Source organism: Streptomyces sp. SM18, from assembly GCF_002910775.2.
Taxonomy (GTDB): Bacteria; Actinomycetota; Actinomycetes; order Streptomycetales; family Streptomycetaceae; genus Streptomyces; species Streptomyces halstedii.
This window is the reverse complement of sequence record NZ_CP029342.1, coordinates 7,582,318-7,601,178: the sequence shown is the minus strand read 5'-3', so window position 1 is coordinate 7,601,178 and position 18,861 is coordinate 7,582,318. Positions and strand designations below refer to the sequence as shown.

18 protein-coding genes are annotated in these 18,861 nt (G+C 73.2%); 10 read left to right on the top strand and 8 right to left on the bottom strand.

The features are described 5' to 3' along the window. Nucleotides 1-196: 196 nt before the first annotated feature. On the top strand, nt 197-769 hold the full coding sequence (locus tag B9S64_RS33570) for a rhodanese-like domain-containing protein (protein ID WP_103490753.1): 573 nt from the start codon (nt 197-199) through the stop codon (nt 767-769). Between the two features lie 21 nt (nt 770-790). Here B9S64_RS33570 and B9S64_RS33565 read toward each other — a convergent pair whose 3' ends face one another. After that, nucleotides 791-2,092 (bottom strand): alpha/beta fold hydrolase, encoded by a 1,302-nt coding sequence (locus tag B9S64_RS33565; protein ID WP_103490752.1) that lies wholly within the window; start codon nt 2,090-2,092, stop codon nt 791-793. 104 nt (nt 2,093-2,196) lie between these two features. Here B9S64_RS33565 and B9S64_RS33560 point away from each other — a divergent pair, with 104 nt between their 5' ends. After that, on the top strand, nt 2,197-3,360 hold the full coding sequence (locus tag B9S64_RS33560; protein WP_103490751.1) for an ATP-binding cassette domain-containing protein: 1,164 nt from the start codon (nt 2,197-2,199) through the stop codon (nt 3,358-3,360). 127 nt (nt 3,361-3,487) lie between these two features. On the opposite strand, the gene B9S64_RS34270 is transcribed toward B9S64_RS33560, so the two are convergent. Further along, nucleotides 3,488-3,691 (bottom strand): hypothetical protein, encoded by a 204-nt coding sequence (locus B9S64_RS34270; protein WP_146060107.1) that lies wholly within the window; start codon nt 3,689-3,691, stop codon nt 3,488-3,490. A 131-nt stretch (nt 3,692-3,822) separates the two neighbouring features. Here B9S64_RS34270 and B9S64_RS33555 point away from each other — a divergent pair, with 131 nt between their 5' ends. Further along, nucleotides 3,823-4,797: an acetylxylan esterase gene (locus tag B9S64_RS33555; protein WP_103490750.1), complete on the top strand. Its 975-nt coding sequence runs from the start codon at nt 3,823-3,825 to the stop codon at nt 4,795-4,797. A 47-nt stretch (nt 4,798-4,844) separates the two neighbouring features. Here the strand turns inward: B9S64_RS33555 and B9S64_RS33550 are convergent, their stop codons facing one another. The 5 genes from B9S64_RS33550 to B9S64_RS33530 form a co-directional block, all read right to left on the bottom strand. Continuing rightward, nucleotides 4,845-5,804 carry an ABC transporter substrate-binding protein gene (locus B9S64_RS33550; RefSeq protein WP_103490749.1) on the bottom strand — a complete coding sequence of 320 codons (960 nt, stop codon included), beginning with the start codon at nt 5,802-5,804 and terminating at the stop codon, nt 4,845-4,847. Continuing rightward, the gene (locus B9S64_RS33545; RefSeq protein WP_103490748.1) at nt 5,801-6,481 is read right to left on the bottom strand and encodes an ABC transporter permease; all 681 of its coding nucleotides are present in this window, start codon (nt 6,479-6,481) and stop codon (nt 5,801-5,803) included. The genes B9S64_RS33550 and B9S64_RS33545 overlap by 4 nt, the downstream gene beginning before the upstream one ends. Next, nucleotides 6,478-7,155, bottom strand: a complete 678-nt coding sequence (locus B9S64_RS33540) for an ABC transporter permease (RefSeq protein WP_103490747.1) — start codon at nt 7,153-7,155, stop codon at nt 6,478-6,480. The genes B9S64_RS33545 and B9S64_RS33540 overlap by 4 nt, the downstream gene beginning before the upstream one ends. 115 nt (nt 7,156-7,270) lie before the next feature. After that, entirely contained in the window at nt 7,271-7,615 is a 345-nt protein-coding gene (locus tag B9S64_RS33535) for a hypothetical protein (protein ID WP_258037811.1), read from the bottom strand. Between the two features lie 4 nt (nt 7,616-7,619). Further along, nucleotides 7,620-8,063 carry a nitroreductase family deazaflavin-dependent oxidoreductase gene (locus B9S64_RS33530; RefSeq protein WP_103490746.1) on the bottom strand — a complete coding sequence of 148 codons (444 nt, stop codon included), beginning with the start codon at nt 8,061-8,063 and terminating at the stop codon, nt 7,620-7,622. A gap of 296 nt (nt 8,064-8,359) precedes the next feature. Here B9S64_RS33530 and B9S64_RS33525 point away from each other — a divergent pair, with 296 nt between their 5' ends. From B9S64_RS33525 to B9S64_RS33515, 3 genes are all read left to right on the top strand, one after another. Next, nucleotides 8,360-9,721 carry an FAD-dependent oxidoreductase gene (locus tag B9S64_RS33525; RefSeq protein ID WP_103490745.1) on the top strand — a complete coding sequence of 454 codons (1,362 nt, stop codon included), beginning with the start codon at nt 8,360-8,362 and terminating at the stop codon, nt 9,719-9,721. A 145-nt stretch (nt 9,722-9,866) separates the two neighbouring features. Further along, nucleotides 9,867-10,487, top strand: coding sequence for an L-threonylcarbamoyladenylate synthase (locus tag B9S64_RS33520; protein WP_028442242.1), 621 nt, complete (start codon nt 9,867-9,869; stop codon nt 10,485-10,487). Nucleotides 10,488-10,595: 108 nt separating this feature from the next. Then, nucleotides 10,596-10,787, top strand: coding sequence for a DUF6381 family protein (locus B9S64_RS33515; RefSeq protein ID WP_028442241.1), 192 nt, complete (start codon nt 10,596-10,598; stop codon nt 10,785-10,787). 38 nt (nt 10,788-10,825) lie between these two features. On the opposite strand, the gene B9S64_RS33510 is transcribed toward B9S64_RS33515, so the two are convergent. Further along, nucleotides 10,826-11,833 carry an MsnO8 family LLM class oxidoreductase gene (locus B9S64_RS33510; RefSeq protein ID WP_103490744.1) on the bottom strand — a complete coding sequence of 336 codons (1,008 nt, stop codon included), beginning with the start codon at nt 11,831-11,833 and terminating at the stop codon, nt 10,826-10,828. Between the two features lie 258 nt (nt 11,834-12,091). On the opposite strand from B9S64_RS33510, the gene B9S64_RS33505 reads away from it, so the two are divergent. The 4 genes from B9S64_RS33505 to B9S64_RS33490 all read left to right on the top strand — a co-directional run bounded on the left by B9S64_RS33505 (nt 12,092) and on the right by B9S64_RS33490 (nt 18,773). Next, a complete protein-coding gene (locus B9S64_RS33505) occupies nt 12,092-13,396 on the top strand; it encodes a PP2C family protein-serine/threonine phosphatase (protein WP_181012249.1) in 1,305 nt (434 codons plus the stop codon). Nucleotides 13,397-13,569: 173 nt separating this feature from the next. Beyond that, nucleotides 13,570-15,777, top strand: coding sequence for an AAA family ATPase (locus tag B9S64_RS33500; protein ID WP_103490742.1), 2,208 nt, complete (start codon nt 13,570-13,572; stop codon nt 15,775-15,777). Nucleotides 15,778-15,900: 123 nt separating this feature from the next. Further along, on the top strand, nt 15,901-16,554 hold the full coding sequence (locus B9S64_RS33495) for a TetR/AcrR family transcriptional regulator (RefSeq protein ID WP_103490741.1): 654 nt from the start codon (nt 15,901-15,903) through the stop codon (nt 16,552-16,554). A gap of 32 nt (nt 16,555-16,586) precedes the next feature. Then, nucleotides 16,587-18,773 (top strand): ATP-binding domain-containing protein, encoded by a 2,187-nt coding sequence (locus B9S64_RS33490; RefSeq protein ID WP_107498622.1) that lies wholly within the window; start codon nt 16,587-16,589, stop codon nt 18,771-18,773. Nucleotides 18,774-18,861: the final 88 nt, after the last annotated feature.

Below are 18,861 nucleotides of genomic sequence, written 5' to 3'. Positions count from 1 at the left end.
ACCGTCACGTTATCCGTGGCCGTGGGCCGCATCGGGGAGGCGGTTCCGGGCAGGGGAGCCGGAGTGACCGGCCGGTCGTCCCCCGTGGGCTCCGTCCGCACCTATACCCCTAGGGGTATTCTTGAGGTCCGGGGCGAACGGGCCGGGGCAGCAGAGCCCCGGCTCCCCCAGCCCCGGCGAACGAAAGGAACCGCCTGTGACCAGCCCCGCCGCACTCTCCCCCGCCGAGGCCTCGGCCCGCCTGGAGGAGTTCACCGTCATCGACGTGCGGTCGCCCGGTGAGTACGCCTCCGGGCATGTGCCCGGCGCCCTGAACGTCCCGCTCGACCGGCTCCCGGAGGGGGTGCCCGCCCTCAAGTCCGCTTCCGCCCGGGGGCCCCTGCTGGTGGTGTGCGCCTCCGGCGTGCGGTCCACCCGCGCCTGCGAGATCCTCGCCGACGCCGACATCGATGCGGCCACCCTCTCCGGCGGGACCTCCGCGTGGGAGCGCGACGGACACGGCCTGGACCGGCCGGCGGGCACCCGGGCCGTCTGGCCGATGGAACGCCAGGTGCGGTTCGCGGCGGGCTCGCTCGTGGTGGCCGGCCTGCTGGCGGGACGGCGTCTGCCCGCCGCGCGCTGGCTGTCGGCGGGCATAGGCGCGGGCCTCGTCTACTCGGCGGTGAGCGGCACCTGCGGCATGGCGGCGGCACTGTCGAAGCTGCCGCACAACCGCGCGCCGCACAGCGCGACGGACCTGGACGCCACGCTGGAGGCCCTCCAGCGCTGACGCCCCTCCGGCCGCGCGGCCCTACCGGTCGCTCTCGCCCCGGACGAGGGCGAGCAGCCGGTCCAGCACGCGGGGGCCTCCCGCGCGCAGCCCGTCGTGCTCGAACTCACTGGTCACCCAGGTGCGCAGGCCCCGGATCGAGGCGGCGGTACGCAGCGCGTGGCCCGTGTCCACGTACATGTCGTCGTGGTAGACGGCCGCGGCGACCGGCACCTCGTTGGCCGCGAGCCGCTCGGTGTCGTACAGGACGGGCCAGTCGGTGCGGGCGGCCAGCAGTTCGGCGGTCTCGCGCAGTGGGCGCAGGGCCGGGTCGGTCTCGAAGTGCCAGGGGTGGATGCTCTCGCCGGTGAAGAGCACCGGCCCCTGGCCTTCCAGCGCCGTCCGGGCGTCGAACTGCGGGAACTCGGCGCGGACGCGTTCGGCCGACCAGTCGGTGGGGCGTGCGCCCTGGCCGTAGATCGCCTCGTGCATCAGGGCGTACAACGGGTGCCCGGCGAAGGAGGTGGCCGTGCGCATGGCCTCCTGGAAGGTGTCGGAGAGCTCGGTGCCGTGCGGCCCGGTGACGAAGGCGTTCTCCAGGAGGTGGTGGAGCTGGTGGCTGCCGGTGCCGCCGCCGAGCAGGATGCCGAGCGACTGGAAGCCCTCCGGGGTCAGCCGGTGCCCCGCGCTGTCCGGCCGGTGCTCGGCGAGGTACGCCGTGATCGCGCGGGCGCGCTCGACGTCCTGCGGATACCGGGCGTAGTGGGCCGCCACCTTCCGCTCGATCCTGGGGTACGCGGCCCGGTAGACGTCGTCGGCGTGCCCGTCCAGGGAGGGCAGGCCGCCGGTGATCAGGACCCGCTCCAGGCCCTCGGGGGCCGCCGAGAGGTAGCGGACGGCGCAGAAGCCGCCGAAGGACTGCCCGAGGACGGTCCAGGGGGCGCCGCCGGTGAGGCGCGGGCGGATCAGTTCGCAGTCGCGGACGATGGCGTCGGAGCGGAAGTGGGCCAGGTAGCCGGCCTGTTCCCGGGCGCCGCCGCGCAGCGGCAGGGTCTGCCGGTTGGCCGGGGTGGACAGGCCCGTGCCGCGCTGGTCCAGGAGCAGCACCCGGAACTCCCGCACGGCCCGGCCGAGCCACGCCTCGGTGCCCACGAAGCGGCGGGCGCCGAAGCCGGGGCCGCCTTCCAGGTAGACGAGCCAGGGCAGGTCCTCGTGCGCCTTGGAGGCCGCCACGGCCTCCCGGGCGAAGACCTCGATCGTCTCGCCGCCCGGATCGTCGTGGTCGAGCGGAACCGTGAACCGGTGGTCGGTGAGTACGAGGCCGGGGTGGCGGTAGCTGTTCAAGGGGACTCCTGTTCCGGTGATTCCCGGACAGTTCAGCACATGGCCGTGACCCGGTCGGTCCCGGCCCGTGTGCGGGCGCTCCCGGCGGCTCCTAGCGTGCACACATGATCCGGTTCGAGCAGGTCGGCAAGGTCTATCCGGACGGGACCAGCGCGGTCGACGGGCTGACGTTCGAGGTCGGACGCGGCGAGCTGGTCACCCTCGTCGGGCCGTCGGGCTGCGGCAAGACCACCACGATGATGATGGTGAACCGGCTGATCGAACCGACCTCGGGCCGGATCCTGGTGGACGGCGAGGACATCTCCACGATCGACCCGGTACGGCTGCGCCGCCGCATCGGGTACGTGATCCAGCAGGTCGGCCTGTTCCCGCACCGGACCGTGCTGGACAACACCGCGACCGTACCGGCCCTGGTGGGCTGGAAGCGCGGCAGGGCCCGGCGGCGGGCGGAGGAGCTGCTGGACCTGGTGGGCCTGGACCCGAAGACGTACGGACCGCGCTACCCCGCACAGCTCTCCGGCGGGCAGCGCCAGCGGGTGGGGGTGGCCCGCGCGCTGGCCGCGGATCCGCCGGTGCTGCTGATGGACGAGCCGTTCGCGGCGGTGGACCCGGTGGCGCGCGAGCGGTTGCAGAACGAGTTCCTCACGCTCCAGTCGACGGTCAGGAAGACGGTCCTGCTGGTGACGCACGACATCGAGGAAGCGGTCCGGATGGGCGACCGGATCGCGGTGTACGGGAAGGGCCGCATCGAGCAGTACGACCGCCCGGGGGCGGTCCTCGGCACCCCGGCGACGCCGTACGTGGCGCGGTTCGTGGGCGCCGACCGGGGCCTGAAGCGGCTCTCGGTCACCGCGATCGAGCCCGAGGACCTGGAGGAGCCCCCGATCGCCCGCCTGGACGAGCCGGCGAGGGCCGTGGCGGGCAGGCTCGGCGGCCTGGGGGCACGGTGGGCGGTCGTGCTGAACCCGGAGGGCGAACTGCACGGCTGGGTGGCGGCCGACGCGCTGCGCGGCGCCGGGGAGCACGGGACGGTGGGCGATCTGGCCCGGCGCATGGACGCCTGGGTCCCCGTCGGCGCGCCGCTGAAGCAGGCCTTCAGCGAGATGCTCCAGCGGGACGCGGGGTGGGTGGCGGTGCTGGACGGGGCGCGCTTCCTCGGAGTGCTCACCCCGGCGAAGCTGCACGAGGCGCTGAGGCGGTCGGTGGACGCGGACGCGCGGGGTGTCGGCCGCGGCGAGGTCCCGTTCGACTCGGTCGCGGACGCGTAGACGGCCGGCCGACACCGCGCGGCGGACCGCGCGGGACCCGGCGCGGTCCGTACGGGCGCACCGGTGGGCGGCGGCTCACGCCCGGGACCGTCCGGCCGTTGCCGCTCCCGGGCGCCCTGACATCCCGTCAGTCGAGCAGGGCGCGCATGAACGCGCGCACCGCGTGCCCGACCGCGCGGAACGCCCCCGCCTCGGCCGCGGCCTCCCCGATGTCGAGTGATGTGTCCGCCGCGTCCGCGCGGTGGTCCCCCCACCGGCACCTGCGGCACACGCCACGTCTCAGCCGACGGTGTCCCCCGCAGTGCGCGCAGGCACCCGAACGTCTCCCCATGGCCTCAGCATGTCACCTCACGGTCCGGTGGTCCGGGCGACCACGCTCCGCCCGGACACCGGACCGTTGCGCACACCCTCGGTCATGCGGTGTGATCATCCACCTCACCCCGTGACAGAAGGCGGTTCCGCATGGCCCTGTTCGACCTGCCCCTCGACGAACTGCGGGGCTACCGCAGCCGGTCCGTCGAGCCGGAGGACTTCGACGCGTTCTGGTCGGCCACCCTCGACGAGGCGCGGACCCATGAGCTGGACGCCCGCTTCGAGCGGCGCACCGAAAGCGGTCTGTCCACGGTCGAGGTCCACGACGTGACGTTCGCGGGGTTCGGCGGCCACCCCGTGAAGGGCTGGTTCGTCATACCCGCCGGCATCACCGAGCCCGTGCCGCTCGTCGTGGAGTACATCGGATACGGCGGCGGGCGCGGCCTGCCGCACTCGCACCTGCTGTGGGCCTCCGCCGGCCTGGCCCACTTCGTGATGGACACCCGCGGTCAGGGCAGCGGGTGGGCGCCCGGTGACACCGCCGACCCGGAGGGCAGCGGCCCGTCGCTGCCGGGGTTCATGACCCGGGGCATCGAGGACCCCGCCACGTACTACTACCGCCGGGTGATCACGGACGCGGTGCGCGCGGTGGAGGCGGCCCGCTCGCACCCGCTGGCGGACGCGTCCCGCACCGCCTCGTTCGGCGCGAGCCAGGGCGGGGGTCTGGCACTCGCGGTCGGCGGGCTGGTGCCCGACCTGGCGGCCGTCGTCCCGGACGTGCCGTTCCTCTGCGACTTCCCCCGGGCGACGCGGCTGACCGACCGGATGCCGTACCGCGAGATCGGCGACTACCTCAAGACCCACCGGGGGCGCGCCGAGCGGGTCGACCGGACGCTGGCCTACTTCGACGGCGTGCACTTCGCCGCCCGGGGCCGGGCGCCCGCCCTGTTCTCGGCGGCCCTGGAGGACCAGACCTGCCCGCCGTCCACGGTGTTCGCCGCGTTCAACGCGTACGCGCATCCGGTCAAGGAGATCGAGGTGTACGACTTCAACGACCACGAGGGCGGCGGCCCGTTCCAGCAGGCCGTGCAACTCGACCGGCTCCCCCGCCTCCTGAGGGGCTGACGGCCCGCTTCGTCCCCGCCCGCACGGTGACCGGTCCGTGAACGCGGTCAGCGGCGAGGCACGAGCCCCTTGGACTCCAGATAGGCGCGGGCGACGTCCTCGGGGAGCCTGCGCCAGCTGTCCACCCGCTCGTTCATCCGGGCCAGGTCGGCGGTGGTCAGCACGGTGTTGAGCGTGCCCAGGGCGTCGCGGACGCCGGGGCCGCCGGCGCGGGCCCGGTTGACGACGGGGACGAGGTGGTCGGCGTTCTGCAGGTGCCGGTCGTCGGCGAGCAGCACCAGGCCGAAGTCGTCGAGGGTGGCGTCGGTGGTGGTGGTGAGGACCATCTGGTCCGTACCGTTCTGGACGGCCCGTTTGGCCTGGGTGGTACCGACGCCCTTGGGGTCCACGGCGGTGATGTCGATGCCGTACACCTTCTTCAGCCCGGGGGCGCAGTAGGGCCGCTTCACGCATTCGTCCCCGGCCGCCAGGCGTACAGGCAGGCCGGAGGCTCCGAGGTCGCTGAGGGTCTTCAAGTGGTGTGCGTGCGCGTAGTCGGCCGCGACGGCGAAGGCGTTCTGGTCGACGGCCCGGCCGGGCGGGAGCACGGTGAGGCCCCTGGGCGCGGCGAGGGCGCGCAGGGCCTTCATGGTGGTGTCCAGGTCCGGGGAGCCGGCCGGGTCCGCGTCGGCTCCTTCCGCCTTGGCCTTGAGCCAGTCCGCGAACGTCGCCGCGTACTCGGGTACGACGTCGATCTGGCCGTTCTCCAGGGCGGGTTCGTAGATCTCCCGGTTGGTGACGGACAGGATCCGGGTGGAGTAGCCGGCCCGTTCCAGCAGCAGGGCGTACATCTGGGCGAGCAGATCGCTCTCGGTGAACCCGGCGGATCCGACGGTGAGGTGTTTGCTGTCGCCGGGCGGCGCGGTGACGGCGCCCTGGTTCTCCAGGCTGGGCCCGGTGGCGCAGGCGGTGGCGATCAGCAGGAGGGCGGGCAGGACCCGGAGAACGCCCGTACGCCCCGCTCTCACACCGTCTCCCGGCTCGTCCCGGTCCGGTCCGGGACGAGCCGGCGGCCCGCTTCGAACAGGCCCTCGACCAGCAGGGCGAACACGGCGACCAGGACGGCACCGGCGACGACCTGCGGGGTGGACGCCAGGTTGAAGCCCGCCGTGATGATCCTGCCGAGCCCGCCTCCGCCGACCAGGGCCGCGAGGGTGGCGGTGGCGACGAGCTGCACGGCGGCGACCCGTACGCCGGTCAGGACGAGCGGCAGGGCGAGCGGCAGTTCGACGCGGCGCATCATCTGGGCGCCCGTCATGCCCATGCCTCGCGCGGCGCGTACCACATCGGGGTCCACCCCGCGCATCCCGACGTAGGCGTTGGTCAGCAGGGGCGGGATCGAGAAGAGGACCAGGGCGATGACGGTCGGCCACTGTCCGGACGAGCCGATCGGGGTGAGCAGCAGCAGGACGAGGACGGCGAAGGTGGGGACGGCCCGGCCGATGTTGGAGAGGTTGACGGCGAGTGCGCCGCCCTTGCCGAGATGGCCGAGGACGAGGGCCACCGGAAGGGCGAGGGCGCAGCTGATCAGCAGGCAGACGACGGTGAGGAAGAGATGCTGTCCGAGCCGGGTCCAGATGCCGTCGGGGCCGTACCAGTGGGCGGAGGTGGTGAGCCAGGACCAGGTGCCGGTGAGGACGCTCACGCGGTCCTCCTCGTCCAGGGGGTGAGCAGCCGTTGTACGCCGAGCAGCAGCAGGTCGGCGGCGACGGCGATGACCACGCAGAGCACGGAGGCGGTGAGCACCTGGGCCTTGAAGTAGGTGTTCATGCCGGAGTAGATGAGGTTGCCCAGTCCGCCGAAGCCGACGATCGCGCCGACGGTGACCAGGGAGACGGCGGAGACGGTGGCGATGCGCAGCCCGGCCATGGCGGCGGGCAGGGCGAGGGGCAGTTCGACGGTGAGCAGGAGGCGCAGCGGCCCGTAGCCCAGGCCGCGCGCGGCCTGCCGGGTCTCCTCGGGCACGGCGCGCAGCCCGGCCAGGATGTTGCGGACGAGCAGGGTGAGCGAGTAGAGGACGAGGCCGGCGACGACGAGGGTGGCGGAGAGCCCGTACACCGGGAGCAGCAGCGAGAACATCGCGAGCGAGGGGATCGTGTACAGGACGGTCGTCACGCCGAGCACGGGGGCCGCCGCCCAGCGCCGGCGGCGGGCCAGCAGGGCGAGGGGCAGGGCGATCGCGAGGCCGAGCAGGACGGACGCGGCGGTGAGCTGGAGGTGCTGGACCGTGGCGTCCATGAGGATGCCGCGCCGGCTGCTGAGGTAGTCGCCGCAGATCCACTCGTTGCGCGCGAGGCAGTCGTCGGGAGGTGCGGTCACTCGTCCATTGGAGCCGGGGGGCCGGGGCGTCGCGCGTGGTGTTCGCCTGTTCGGGGCGGGTGCCCGGCGGGCCGTCCTGGTCCCCCGCCGGGTCCGGGCTCCCGCACGCGGGAGGTCAGGGGGCGGGTGGTGGGAGGGGCTCGCCCAGCCGCAGTTCGGTCCCGTCCTCACCGGGGGTGACCCGGGTGACGAGCCAGGACCGGGCCGGGAGCGCGGTGCCGGCCGCCGTGCGGTGGGCGCCGACGGCGAGCAGCCACGGTTCGTCGGGGCGGACGGGGGCGAGGAGCTCGGCGGGGGTGCGCACCCCGTCGGAGAACTCCAGCTCCAGCGGGCACGGCTTCGGTGCGGACACCGTGGCGGGCAGCAGGAGCCGGGCGCCGCGGAACAGATGCGTGTGCCCGGCCCGGAGCGGCACCGGTGCCGCGTCGCGTCCGTCGCCGGTCGGGCCGCTCCGGGTCACGGTCTCAGCGGCCCGTGTCCGGGCTGAGGACGAAGACCGGGATCTCCCGGTCCGTCTTGTTCTGGTAGTCGGCGTAGTCCGGGAACGCCTCGACCGCGCGGCCCCACCACACGGCCTTCTCCTCGCCGGTGACCTCGCGCGCGACCATGTCCTGGCGCAGGGTGCCGTCGCGCAGTTCCACGTGCGGGTCGGCCTGTACGTTGTAGTACCAGACGGGGTGCTTCGGGGCGCCGCCGAGGGACGCGACCACGGCGTACTCACCGTCATGCTCGACGCGCATCAGCGGGGTCTTGCGGATCTTGCCGCTCCTGGCGCCGCGGGTCGTCAGCAGGATCACGGGCATCCCCCGCATCGTGGTCCCCTGGGTGCCGCCGGAGCTCTCGATGAGTTCGACCTGCTCACGGACCCACTGCGTCGGGCTCGGCTCGTACTCGCCTTCGATCGGCATGGGCGCTGTCCTCTCCTCGGTCGGGCACGGTGGCTCCATCATGGCGCGCGTGCCCCGTGGACCGTGGAAGGACACCCGGACCGGGGCCGCAGGAGCGCTGTTCGTGTCTTTCCGGTGACGGATTCCGTCACTTTTCCGTTACCTCTTAAGGCGTTACGTCCCTGTATTTCCGGTATATACACCTGCCCCGCTCCGGAGACCTTCCCCCGCAGGGCATACCGTGGGGGCAGCGGAGTAAGCCAAGCCTTACCCGCTGCACTCTGTCCGTGCTCGTTCGCCCGAAGGAACAACACGCCATGACACGCCCCGTCCGCGTCGCCATCGTCGGAGCCGGTCCCGCCGGAATCTACGCAGCGGACGCGCTGCTCAAATCCGAGGTCGCACAGGGCCCGGGGGTCTCGATCGACCTGTTCGAGCGCATGCCCGCCCCCTTCGGCCTCATCCGCTACGGAGTCGCCCCGGACCACCCGCGGATCAAGGGCATCGTCAAGGCGCTGCACCAGGTGCTGGACAAGCCGCAGCTGCGGCTGTTCGGCAACGTCGACTACCCGCGTGACATCAACCTGGACGACCTGCGGTCCTTCTACGACGCGGTGATCTTCTCCACCGGCGCCGAGGCCGACCGCGCCCTCGACATACCGGGCATCGGTCTCGAAGGCTCCTACGGCGCGGCCGACTTCGTGTCCTGGTACGACGGGCACCCCGAGGTCCCGCGCACCTGGCCTCTGGAGGCCGAGAAGGTCGCCGTGCTCGGCGTGGGCAACGTCGCCCTGGACGTGGCCCGCATCCTCGCCAAGACGGCGGACGAGCTGCTTCCGACGGAGATCCCGGCGAACGTGTACGAGGGTCTGAAGGCCAACAAGGCGCTCGAGGTGCACGTCTTCGGGCGGCGCGGACCGGCCCAGGCGAAGTTCAGCCCGATGGAGCTGCGCGAGCTGGACCACTCCCCGAACATCGAGGTCATCGTCAACCCCGAGGACATCGACTACGACGAGGGCTCGATCGCCACCCGGCGCGAGAACAAGCAGGCGAACATGGTCGCCTCCACGCTGGAGAACTGGGCGATCCGCGACGTCGGCGACCGCCCGCACAAGCTGTTCCTGCACTTCTTCGAGTCCCCCGTCGAGGTCGTCGGCGAGGACGGCCACGTCACGGCCCTGCGCACCGAGCGTACGGAGCTGGACGGCACGGGCAACGTCAAGGGCACCGGCAGGTTCACCGACTGGGACGTGCGGAGCGTCTACCGCGCGGTCGGCTACTACTCGGACGAGCTGCCCAAGCTCCCCTTCGACGTGGCCTCCGGCACCGTCCCGCACGCCGAGGGCCGGGTGCTCGACGGCGGCGCCCCCATGACCTCGGTGTACGTCACCGGATGGATCAAGCGCGGCCCGATCGGCCTCATCGGCCACACCAAGGGCGACGCCAACGAGACGGTGGCCTGCCTGCTGGCGGACCAGGCCGCCGGACGGCTGCCCGCCCCCGCGGAGCCCGGCCCGGACGCGGTCGTCGACTTCCTGGAGCAGCGGGGCGTCCGGTACACCACGAAGGACGGCTGGCACCGCCTGGACGCGCACGAGCAGGCGCTCGGCGCGGAGCAGGGCCGTGAGCGGATCAAGGTCGTCGAGCGCGACGGCATGCTGGACGCGTCCGGCGCCTGAGCCCCGGTTCCCCGGGCCCCCGGCCGTCCCCGCACAGGGGACGGCCGGGGGCCCGGGCGCGTCCGGACCTCCGTGGAGCCGCCCGGTGGGACGCGGGCCGCCCGGGTCGCCCCCCCTGCCGCCGGACGACCCGTAGACTCGGCGGATGGCGAAGTATTTCGACGTACACCCCGAGAACCCCCAGCGACGCACCATCACCGGCGTGGCCGAGAGCATCCGCTCCGACGCGCTGATCGCGTATCCGACGGACTCCTGCTACGCCCTGGGGTGCCGGCTGGGCAGCCGGGACGGGCTCGACCGGATCCGGTCCATCCGTGAGCTGGACGACCGCCACCACTTCACCCTGATGTGCCAGAACTTCGCGCAGCTCGGCCAGTTCACGCAGATCGACAACGACGTGTTCCGCGCGGTGAAGGCGGCGACCCCGGGCAGTTACACCTTCATCCTCCCCGCCACCAAGGAGGTGCCGCGGCAGCTGCTGCACCCCAAGAAGAAGACGGTGGGAGTCCGGATCCCGGACCACACCGTCACCCAGGCGCTGCTGGCGGAGCTGGGCGAGCCGCTGCTCTCCAGCACGCTGCTCCTGCCCGACGAGGAGGAGCCGCTGACGCAGGGCTGGGAGATCAAGGAGCGTCTCGACCACGTCGTGGACATCGTGCTCGACTCCGGTGACTGCGGTACCGAGCCGACGACGGTCATCGACTTCTCCGGCGACGAGGTGGAGATCGTGCGGCGCGGCGCCGGGGACGTCTCCCGCTTCGAGTGACGGCGGCGCCGGGAGACCGGCGCTCCGGGGCACCCTGCCGAGATGCGGGCACCCCCGTGGGCCTGGTTCCGTGGAGGTGTCCGCTCCGCACAGCGCCAGGGAGTGATCATGAGCGAGTCAGACGACCTGCACGGGCGTGCCCGGCAGATGCGTGAGAAGGCCAAGGACCTCCGGGACGCCGCCGAACACACCACCGATCCGGGGGAACGCAAGCGCCTCCAGGACAAGGCACGCCGGCTCAGCTCGGAGAGCGAGCAGGTCAGCGGGATGGCGAGCGGGGACATCTACCCGATGGAGTAGCCGCCTGCCGTGGGCCCCGGGCCGTTCCCGGTGGCCTCTCAGCCCAGGTGGGCGATCCGCGCGAGCCGGGTCATGGAGTCGACGAGGGCCGCGCGGTCGTACGTGCTGGTGGTGACCAGCACCTCGTCCGCCCCGGTCTCCTCGACGAGCCGGCCGAGCGCGTCGGCCACGGTGTCCTCGGTGCCGGCGAGCTGACCGCGCAGTCCGTCCTCGAAGAGGCCGCGCTCCCTGTCGGTCATCACCCGTGCCTCGATCTCCTCGGCGGGGGCGAGCGGCGGGAATGAGCCATGGGTGCGTGCGTACGCCATGGACCAGGCCTCGGGGACCAGGATCCGCCGGGCGGCCTCGGGCGTGGCCGCGACGGCCACGGTGCCCGCCACGATCACATAGGGCTCCGGGGCCCACCGGGAGGGGACGAACCCGTCCCGGTACACGGTGACGGCGCGTTTCAGCCGGTCGCGGTCGCGGAGGTCCCCGACGACCACCGGGAGCCCGGCCGCGGCGGCGATGGCGGCGCCTTCACCGGTCGCCAGGACGTACGGGGGGATGTCCAGGCCCTCCGCGGGTCGGGCGTGCACCTGGGGGTGGGCCCGCTGGGTGCCGTCGATCCAGCCGAGGAGTTCACCGAGCTGCCCGGCGAAGCCCTCCGCGTCCCGCTTGTCGCGGCCCAGCGCCCTGCGGACCCCTTCGGTGAATCCGACGGAGCGCCCCAGCCCCATGTCGACGCGGCCCGGGAACAGGGCGGCGAGCACCCCGAACTGCTCGGCCACGACGAACGGCTGGTGGTTGGGGAGCATCACCCCGCCGGTACCGACCCGGATGGTGGAGGTCGCGGCCGCGACGGCGGCGGCGAGCACGGTGGGCGCGGAACCGGCCACACCGGGCACGCTGTGGTGCTCGGACACCCAGAAGCGGTGGTAGCCGAGCTCTTCGGCCGTGCGGGCCAGCCGGACGGTGTCCCGGAGAGCCCGCGCGCCGTCGTCCCCCTTCCTGGTCCGGGAGCGGTCGAGGAAGGAGAACCGGGGTGGTGCGACGAGAGGACTCACACACGTTCCAACGCCCTGGGCCCGCCGGGATTCCCGGCTCCGGACGCCACCCCGTGTCCGGCGGGCCGGGCCGCCTGCCCACCATCGAGTCGCAGGTGTGCGCCAAGTGGCCCACCGGGGAGCGTCCGTCCGGTGGCGCGGGGCCGGCCCCGTGGTCCCATGGCGCGAAGACGTACGCCGGACAGCCGGTACGGGGTGGAAAGGAAGCAGCCGGTGGACGAGGACGCGGAGAGCGGATCGTCGTCCCAGGTGCCCTACATGTCCCTGCTGCACCTCCCGCTGAGCTCGGACCTGGACCGCATCGGCGAGCAGATGCACGCCCTGGCCCGCGCCCAGCGCAGCCTCCAGGGACTCCTCGAAGCGGTCCTCGGCATCAGCAGTGATCTCGAACTCCCCACGGTGCTGCGGCGGGTCGTGCGGACCGCCATGGACCTCGTGGGCGCGCGCTACGGGGCGCTGGGGGTGCTGGACGACAGCGGCGAGTTCCTCGCGGAGTTCATCCCGCTCGGCCTGACCTCACAGGAGCTGGAGAACCTGTCCGGGGTGGAGCTGCCCCGGGGGCGCGGACTGCTGGGGCATCTGATCCGTCATCCGGAACCTCTGCGGGTGGCCGACATCGGCCGCCACCCGGAGTCGGCCGGCTTCCCGCCGGGCCATCCGCCGATGCGCACCCTGCTCGGGGTCGCGATCTCCGTCCGGGGGCGGATCTACGGCAATCTGTATCTGTCGGAGCGGCACGACGGGAAGCCGTTCGACCTGCACGACGAGGGCATGATCCGGGCGCTGGCCGGGACCGCGGGCGTGGCGATCGAGAACGCGCGCCTGTTCCAGCAGGTGCGCGGGAGCAGCGAGCAGTTCCAACGGCTGCTGCTCCCCCGGCTGCTGGAGGTCGCTCCTCTTGAGGCGTCTACGTTCTACCGTCCGGCCAGCCCGCCGGGGCACCTGGGCGGTGACTGGTACGACGCCTTCAAGCTGCCCGACGGGTCCTGTGTCGCGGTCATCGGGGACGTCGTCGGGCACGATCTGAAGGCGGCCGCGGTGATGTCCCGGACGCGCAGCATGCTGCGGGCGCTGTCCTTCGACGGGCAGACGGCTCCCAGCACGGCGCTCGGCCGGCTGGACGACATCATGCTGGCGACGGGTGAGCACACCCTGACCACCGCGTGTGTGGCGCGCATCCGGCCCCAGGAGAGCGGATGGGAGATCTGCTGGAGCAATGCCGGCCATCCCCCGCCCCTCGTGCTGCTGCCGGACGGTGAGGCCCGCTATCTGGAGGCCGAGGCCGACCTCCCCCTCGGGGTGAACACGGGCATGTCCCGGTCCGACCACACCCGTACGCTGCCGCCGGGCAGCACCGTGGTCTTCTTCACCGACGGACTCGTGGAGCGCCATGACCAGGCGCTCCAGCGCGGTCTGGACTCCCTCGCGGCGACCGCCCGGCGGCTCGCCGGTGAGCCGTCGGACCGGTTGTGCGCCGCACTGGCCGATCACCATCCCAGCGACGGCCGCGACGACATGGCCGTGCTCGTCCTGCGCCTTCCGGAGCCTGGCCGCCGTAGGTGATCCACGTCTGTTCCGTCGTCACAGGAAAAGCCCCGGCCGCCATTGCGGACCGGGGCTTTTCGCGCGTATATTGAATGTTTCTGTGTGCCCACAGAAAAAGCCCCGCATCGGGGGCTTACAAGAATCACCATATCCGGCAGGGAGCCGTTTTGTCAACCCGGGAAAGCGCAGAATTGCAGCGGGAACAGGAATTCACCGATCGGCTCTACGACCGGGTCGACGTGCTGCGCGGGGTCGCCCTTCATGGCGTCGAGGACGCGTTGGAGCCCGTGGGGAACGGGCTGCAGGCCCGTCTCGAACGCGATGTGCTCGTCGCCGAACGTTCCGGTCTGCTGGCCGCGCTGAACGCCGTGGACGGCTCGCTGTGTTTCGGGCGCATCGACCTCCTCGACGGCGGCGCGCACCATATCGGCCGTATCGGAATCCGTGCGGACGACTCCGACCGCACGCCCCTTCTCATCGACTGGCGGGCGCCGGTCGCGCGTCCCTTCTACCTCGCCACCGGATACACGCCCATGGGGCTGCGCCGCCGCAGGCACATCACCACCGAGGGCCGCACCGTCACGGAGCTGCACGACGAGATCCTCGATCTCTCGGACGGCGAACGGAGCGGCTTCGAGGACCCGAGCGGCGACGCCGTCCTGCTCGCCGCGCTGAACTCCGCCCGCACCGGCCGCATGGGCGACATCGTGCGGACCATCCAGGCGGAGCAGGACCGCGTCATCCGCGCCCCGCACCGGGGTGTCCTCGTCGTGGAGGGCGGCCCCGGCACGGGCAAGACGGCGGTGGCGCTGCACCGGGCGGCGTTCCTGCTGTACGAGCACCGTGAGCTGCTGGCCAAGCGGGCGGTGCTGATCGTGGGACCCAACCCGGCGTTCCTGCGGTACATCGGTGAGGTGCTGCCCGCGCTCGGGGAGACCGGGGTCATGCTGGCCACCCAGGCGGAGCTGTTCCCCGGGGTCCACGCGCGCGGCACCGACACACCCCGTGCCGCCGCCGTCAAGGGCGGTGCGCCGATGGCCGAGGCGCTGGCCCTCGCCGTACGCGCCCGGCAGCGGCTGCCCGAGCCCGGGGCCCCCGTGGTCGTCCCGCACGACGACGGCGACCTGGTCCTGGACTGGGAGATCGCCTACGAGGCGCGGGAGGCGGCCCGCGCGACCGGGCTGCCGCACAATCTGGCCCGCCCCCACTTCGCGTTCCGGGTCATCGACGCGCTCACCTCGCAGCTGACCGAGCGGATCGGCGCGGATCCGTACGGGGGCCCCAACTTCCTCGGTCCCGACGACATCGCCCAGCTCGGCAAGAGCGTGGCCGCCAGCGCCGAGGTGCGCGCCGCGGTCGGTGAGCTGTGGCCGCCGCTCACCCCGGAGGAGTTCCTCGCGGACTATCTGGCGGAGCCGGTGTACGTACCGGACGAGGACGCCGAGGCGATCCGGCGGGCGCCGGGCGGGGAGTGGACCCCCGCCGACGTCCCGCTGCTGGACGAGGCGGCCGAACTGCTCGGGGCGGACGACAGCGCCGAGCGGGCCGCCGCCGAGGCGGAGCGCCAGGAGCGGATCGCGTACGCGCAGGGCGTGCTGGAGCTCTCGCGGGGCTCGGAGACGTACGAGTTCGAGGACGAGGAGTCCGAGGTCCTGTCGGCCCACGACATCGTGGACGCCGAGCGGATGGCGGAGCGGCACGAGGAGGCCGATCACCGCAGTGCGGCGGAGCGGGCCGCGGCGGACCGGACGTGGGCGTTCGGCCACATCGTCGTCGACGAGGCGCAGGAGTTGTCGCCCATGGCGTGGCGGCTGCTGATGCGGCGCTCACCGACCCGCTCGCTGACCCTGGTCGGCGACCCGGCGCAGACCTCCGAGGAGGCCGGCGTCGGGTCGTGGGAGCGGATCCTCGAACCGTACGTCGGTGACCGCTTCGCGCATGTGCGGTTGGGGGTCAACTACCGTACGCCCGCCGAGATCATGGAGCTGGCCGCCAAGGTCGTACGGGCCGAGGACCCGTCCTTCGAGCCGCCCGGCTCGGTGCGGTCCACCGGTGAGGTGCCGTGGACGCGGCAGTCCGGGGCCGACCTGGCGGGCGCGGTGGCCTCCGCGGTCGCCGAACTCACCCCCGAGGAGGGGCGCCTGGCGGTGATCGCGCCGCGTGCGCTGCACGAGGAGATCGCCGCCGCGCTCGACGGGGTGGTGGCCGGCGGGGAGCCGGATCTCGCCCATCCGGTGGTGCTGCTCGATCCCCGTCAGGCCAAGGGGCTCGAATTCGACCATGTGCTGGTCGTGGAGCCCGGCCGGTACGGGACGAGTGACCTGTACGTGGCGCTGACCCGTGCCACGCAGCGGCTGGGCGTCGTCCACCGGGAGCCGTTGCCCCCGTCGTTGCGCTGAGGGGTCCGGCCCGCCCGGTCCACGGGCGGGCGGTCACGGGCGGGGCCGGGGTGTCCGCCCGTGACTCCCTCACCGGGGGTCGCGGTGGGGCGGGACGGGATGTGCTGCGTACGCTGGTCGGCCATGGGCGACGACACGGGCGGACTGCGCGAGCGCAAGAAGCGGCAGATGTACAAGCGGCTCTCGGACACGGCCGTCGAGCTGTTCCTGGAGCGGGGATTCGAGCAGGTGACCGTCGCCGACGTGGCGGCGGCGGTGGACGTCTCCAAACCGACCCTCTTCCGGTACTTCCCGGCCAAGGAGGACCTGGTGCTGCACCGGCTGGCCGACCACGAGGGAGAGGCCGGCCGGGTGGTCGGGGAGCGGCCGGCGGGACGCTCCCCGCTCGGCGCGCTGCGCCTCCACTTCCTGGACGGGCTGGAGCGCCACGACCCGGTGACCGGGCTGAACGACGAACCCGAGGTACTCGCCTTCCACCGGCTGCTGTACGGGACGCCGTCGCTGGTCGCCCGCCTGTACTCCCATGGGGAGCGGGACGAGGCCGAGCTCGCGCGGGCCCTGGGGGGCCCGGAGCCCGGTCTGCGGGACCGGTTGGCCGCCGGACAGATCGAGGCCGTCCGGCGCGTCCTCGCACGGGAGAACTGGCGCCGCGTCGCGGACGGCGCGGCGGCCACCGCGCTGCGGCCGGAAGCAGTTCAGGCCGCCGGAGCGGCGTTCGCGCAGCTGGAGGCGGGCCTGCCCCATCTCACCGAGCCCCGAAAGAATGAAACCGGGTAACAAATCTTACTTGGTTGCATTATCGTGGGGGAATGACGTCCTCCCCACCGGCACTCAGCGATGCCCTCAGCCAGGAACGCACCTACCACGACGCCTGCCGCACCGCGCTCGCCGCGCTGGTCGACGGGGCGCGGGAGGAGGTGACGGCCGGCCAGGACGTCTCGGCGTCCGGCGCCGACGCCGAGGTGCTCGGCCGCCGGCTGCGCACACGGGCCCGGGATCTGCGGGAGCTGCCCGCGGGTCCGCTGTTCTTCGGGCGCCTCGACTTCGCCGACTCCGAGGAGGCCGGTGACCACGCCGGCCAGAGCTACCACATCGGCCGTGTGCGCCTCGCGCCCGACCCGTCCGCGCCGCCCCTGGTCGTCGACTGGCGCGCCCCGGTCGCCCGCGCCTTCTACCAGGCCGGTCCGCACGACCCGCGGTCCGTCTCCGTCCGGCGCCGGTTCGGCTGGGCGCCGGGCAGCCGTGGTGACTCCGCCGACCTGACGGGGCTGGAGGACGAGCACCTGGAGGAGGCGGACGGGACACGGCCGAGCGCCGTCGTCGCCGCCGAGATCGAGCGCCCCCGTATCGGGCCCATGCGCGACATCGCCGCCACCATCCAGCCCGAACAGGACGACCTGGTGCGCGCGGACCTCACCGCCTCGCTGTGCGTCCAGGGCGCCCCGGGCACCGGGAAGACGGCGGTCGGGCTGCACCGCGCCGCGTATCTGCTGTACACCTACCCGCAGCGCGTCCGGCGTGGCGGGATGCTGGTCCTCGGCCCCAACCGCGCCTTCCTCGCCTACATCTCCGAGGTGCTGCCCACCCTGGGTGAGTCCGGGGTGCGGCAGTCCACACTGGACGACGAGCTCGCCCGGCATCCGGTCACGGCGTGGGACGACGACGGCACGGCGCGCGTCAAGCACGACATCCGCATGGCCGAGGTGCTGCGCCGGGCGCTGTACGCGCGGGTGCGCCCGGAGGCGGCGCACCCGTTGACGGTGCCGGACGGCTCCTACCGCTGGCGGGTGTCCGCCGACGAACTGGAGGAGATCGTGCGGGGAGTCCGGGCCGAGGAGCCGTCGTACGCGGCGGGGCGCGAGCGCGTCCGCACCCGGATCCTCCACGCCCTGCGGCAGCGGGCCGAGCGCCGCACGGGTCCGCGCGGTGCGGCCTGGGCCCGGAAGGTCTCCCGGGCCCGGCCGGTCACCGCCCTGCTGGACGCCGTGTGGCCGGTGGTGCGTCCGGAAGAGGTGCTCGCGGACCTGCTGGCCGACCGGACCCCGGCGGCCGTCCCGGGCTCCCGGACCGGCGCGAGCTCCGGGGCGTGTGCCGGCTCCCGGACCGGCGCCGGGTCACTGGCGCTCGCGGCGGACGGGCTGCTCGACGCGGACGAGCGGCGGCGTCTGCTGCGGACCGGGCCGGCGCGCTCCGCCAGGACGGCACGCTGGTCGGCGGCCGATCTGGTGCTCCTCGACGAACTCGCGGGCCTGATCGAACGCCCGGCCGGCTACGAGCACATCGTCGTCGACGAGGCACAGGACCTCTCCCCCATGGAATGCCGTGCCATCGCCCGGCGTTCGCCCTTCGGCTCCCTCACCGTCCTCGGTGACCTCGCCCAGGGCACCACGCCCTGGGCCACCCGTTCCTGGCCGGAACTCCTGCGCCACCTGGGGAAGCGGGACGCCGGGGTCACGGCGCTGACCACCGGCTTCCGTCTCCCGGCCGCGGTGGCCGAGTTGGCGAACCGTCTGCTGCTCCGTCTCGACGTCGAGGTGCCGCTCTCCCGGTCCCTGCGCCGCGACGGGGAGGCGGCCGTCACCCGGGCCGGTGACCTGGGGGCCGCGACCGTCGCGGCGGTCCGCGAGGCGCTCGGGCAGGAGGGGTCCGTCGCAGTGATCGCCGCGGACTCGCGCATCGCGGCCCTGGGCGAGGCACTCGCCGCGGCCGGTGTCCCGGCGTCCGGACCGGACACGCCGGGTGCCCGCGTCACCGTGGTGCCCGCCTCGGCGGCGAAGGGCCTGGAGTACGACCATGTGGTCGTCGTCGAGCCCGCCGCCGTCGTCCGGGCCGAGGAGCGGGGACTGCACCGCCTCTACGTCGTGCTCACCCGGGCCGTCTCCCGCCTGCACATCGTGCACCACGAGCCCCTGCCCGACCCGCTCCTGGCGGGCCCTCTCCTGAGAGGCCCGTCCCTCACGGCGGGGCTCCGGAGCACCGATGAATCGGCCGTCTGAGGCGGGCCCCCTCGGCATCCGGGCATCCGGGCATCCGAGGGGCTGTCCCGTGATCCCTGGTGGGCGCTCGACGACCGCTACGGCACCT

Bases quoted from the DNA above. Each gene is read 5' to 3' on its own strand.
- B9S64_RS33560 (WP_103490751.1), top strand. From the start codon at position 2,197: ATGATCCGGTTCGAGCAGGTCGGCAAGGTCTATCCGGACGGGACCAGC.
- B9S64_RS34270 (WP_146060107.1), bottom strand. From the start codon at position 3,691: ATGGGGAGACGTTCGGGTGCCTGCGCGCACTGCGGGGGACACCGTCGG.
- B9S64_RS33555 (WP_103490750.1), top strand. From the start codon at position 3,823: ATGGCCCTGTTCGACCTGCCCCTCGACGAACTGCGGGGCTACCGCAGC.
- B9S64_RS33530 (WP_103490746.1), bottom strand. From the start codon at position 8,063: ATGCCGATCGAAGGCGAGTACGAGCCGAGCCCGACGCAGTGGGTCCGT.
- B9S64_RS33525 (WP_103490745.1), top strand. From the start codon at position 8,360: ATGACACGCCCCGTCCGCGTCGCCATCGTCGGAGCCGGTCCCGCCGGA.
- B9S64_RS33520 (WP_028442242.1), top strand. From the start codon at position 9,867: ATGGCGAAGTATTTCGACGTACACCCCGAGAACCCCCAGCGACGCACC.
- B9S64_RS33515 (WP_028442241.1), top strand. From the start codon at position 10,596: ATGAGCGAGTCAGACGACCTGCACGGGCGTGCCCGGCAGATGCGTGAG.
- B9S64_RS33505 (WP_181012249.1), top strand. From the start codon at position 12,092: ATGTCCCTGCTGCACCTCCCGCTGAGCTCGGACCTGGACCGCATCGGC.
- B9S64_RS33495 (WP_103490741.1), top strand. From the start codon at position 15,901: ATGGGCGACGACACGGGCGGACTGCGCGAGCGCAAGAAGCGGCAGATG.
- B9S64_RS33490 (WP_107498622.1), top strand. From the start codon at position 16,587: ATGACGTCCTCCCCACCGGCACTCAGCGATGCCCTCAGCCAGGAACGC.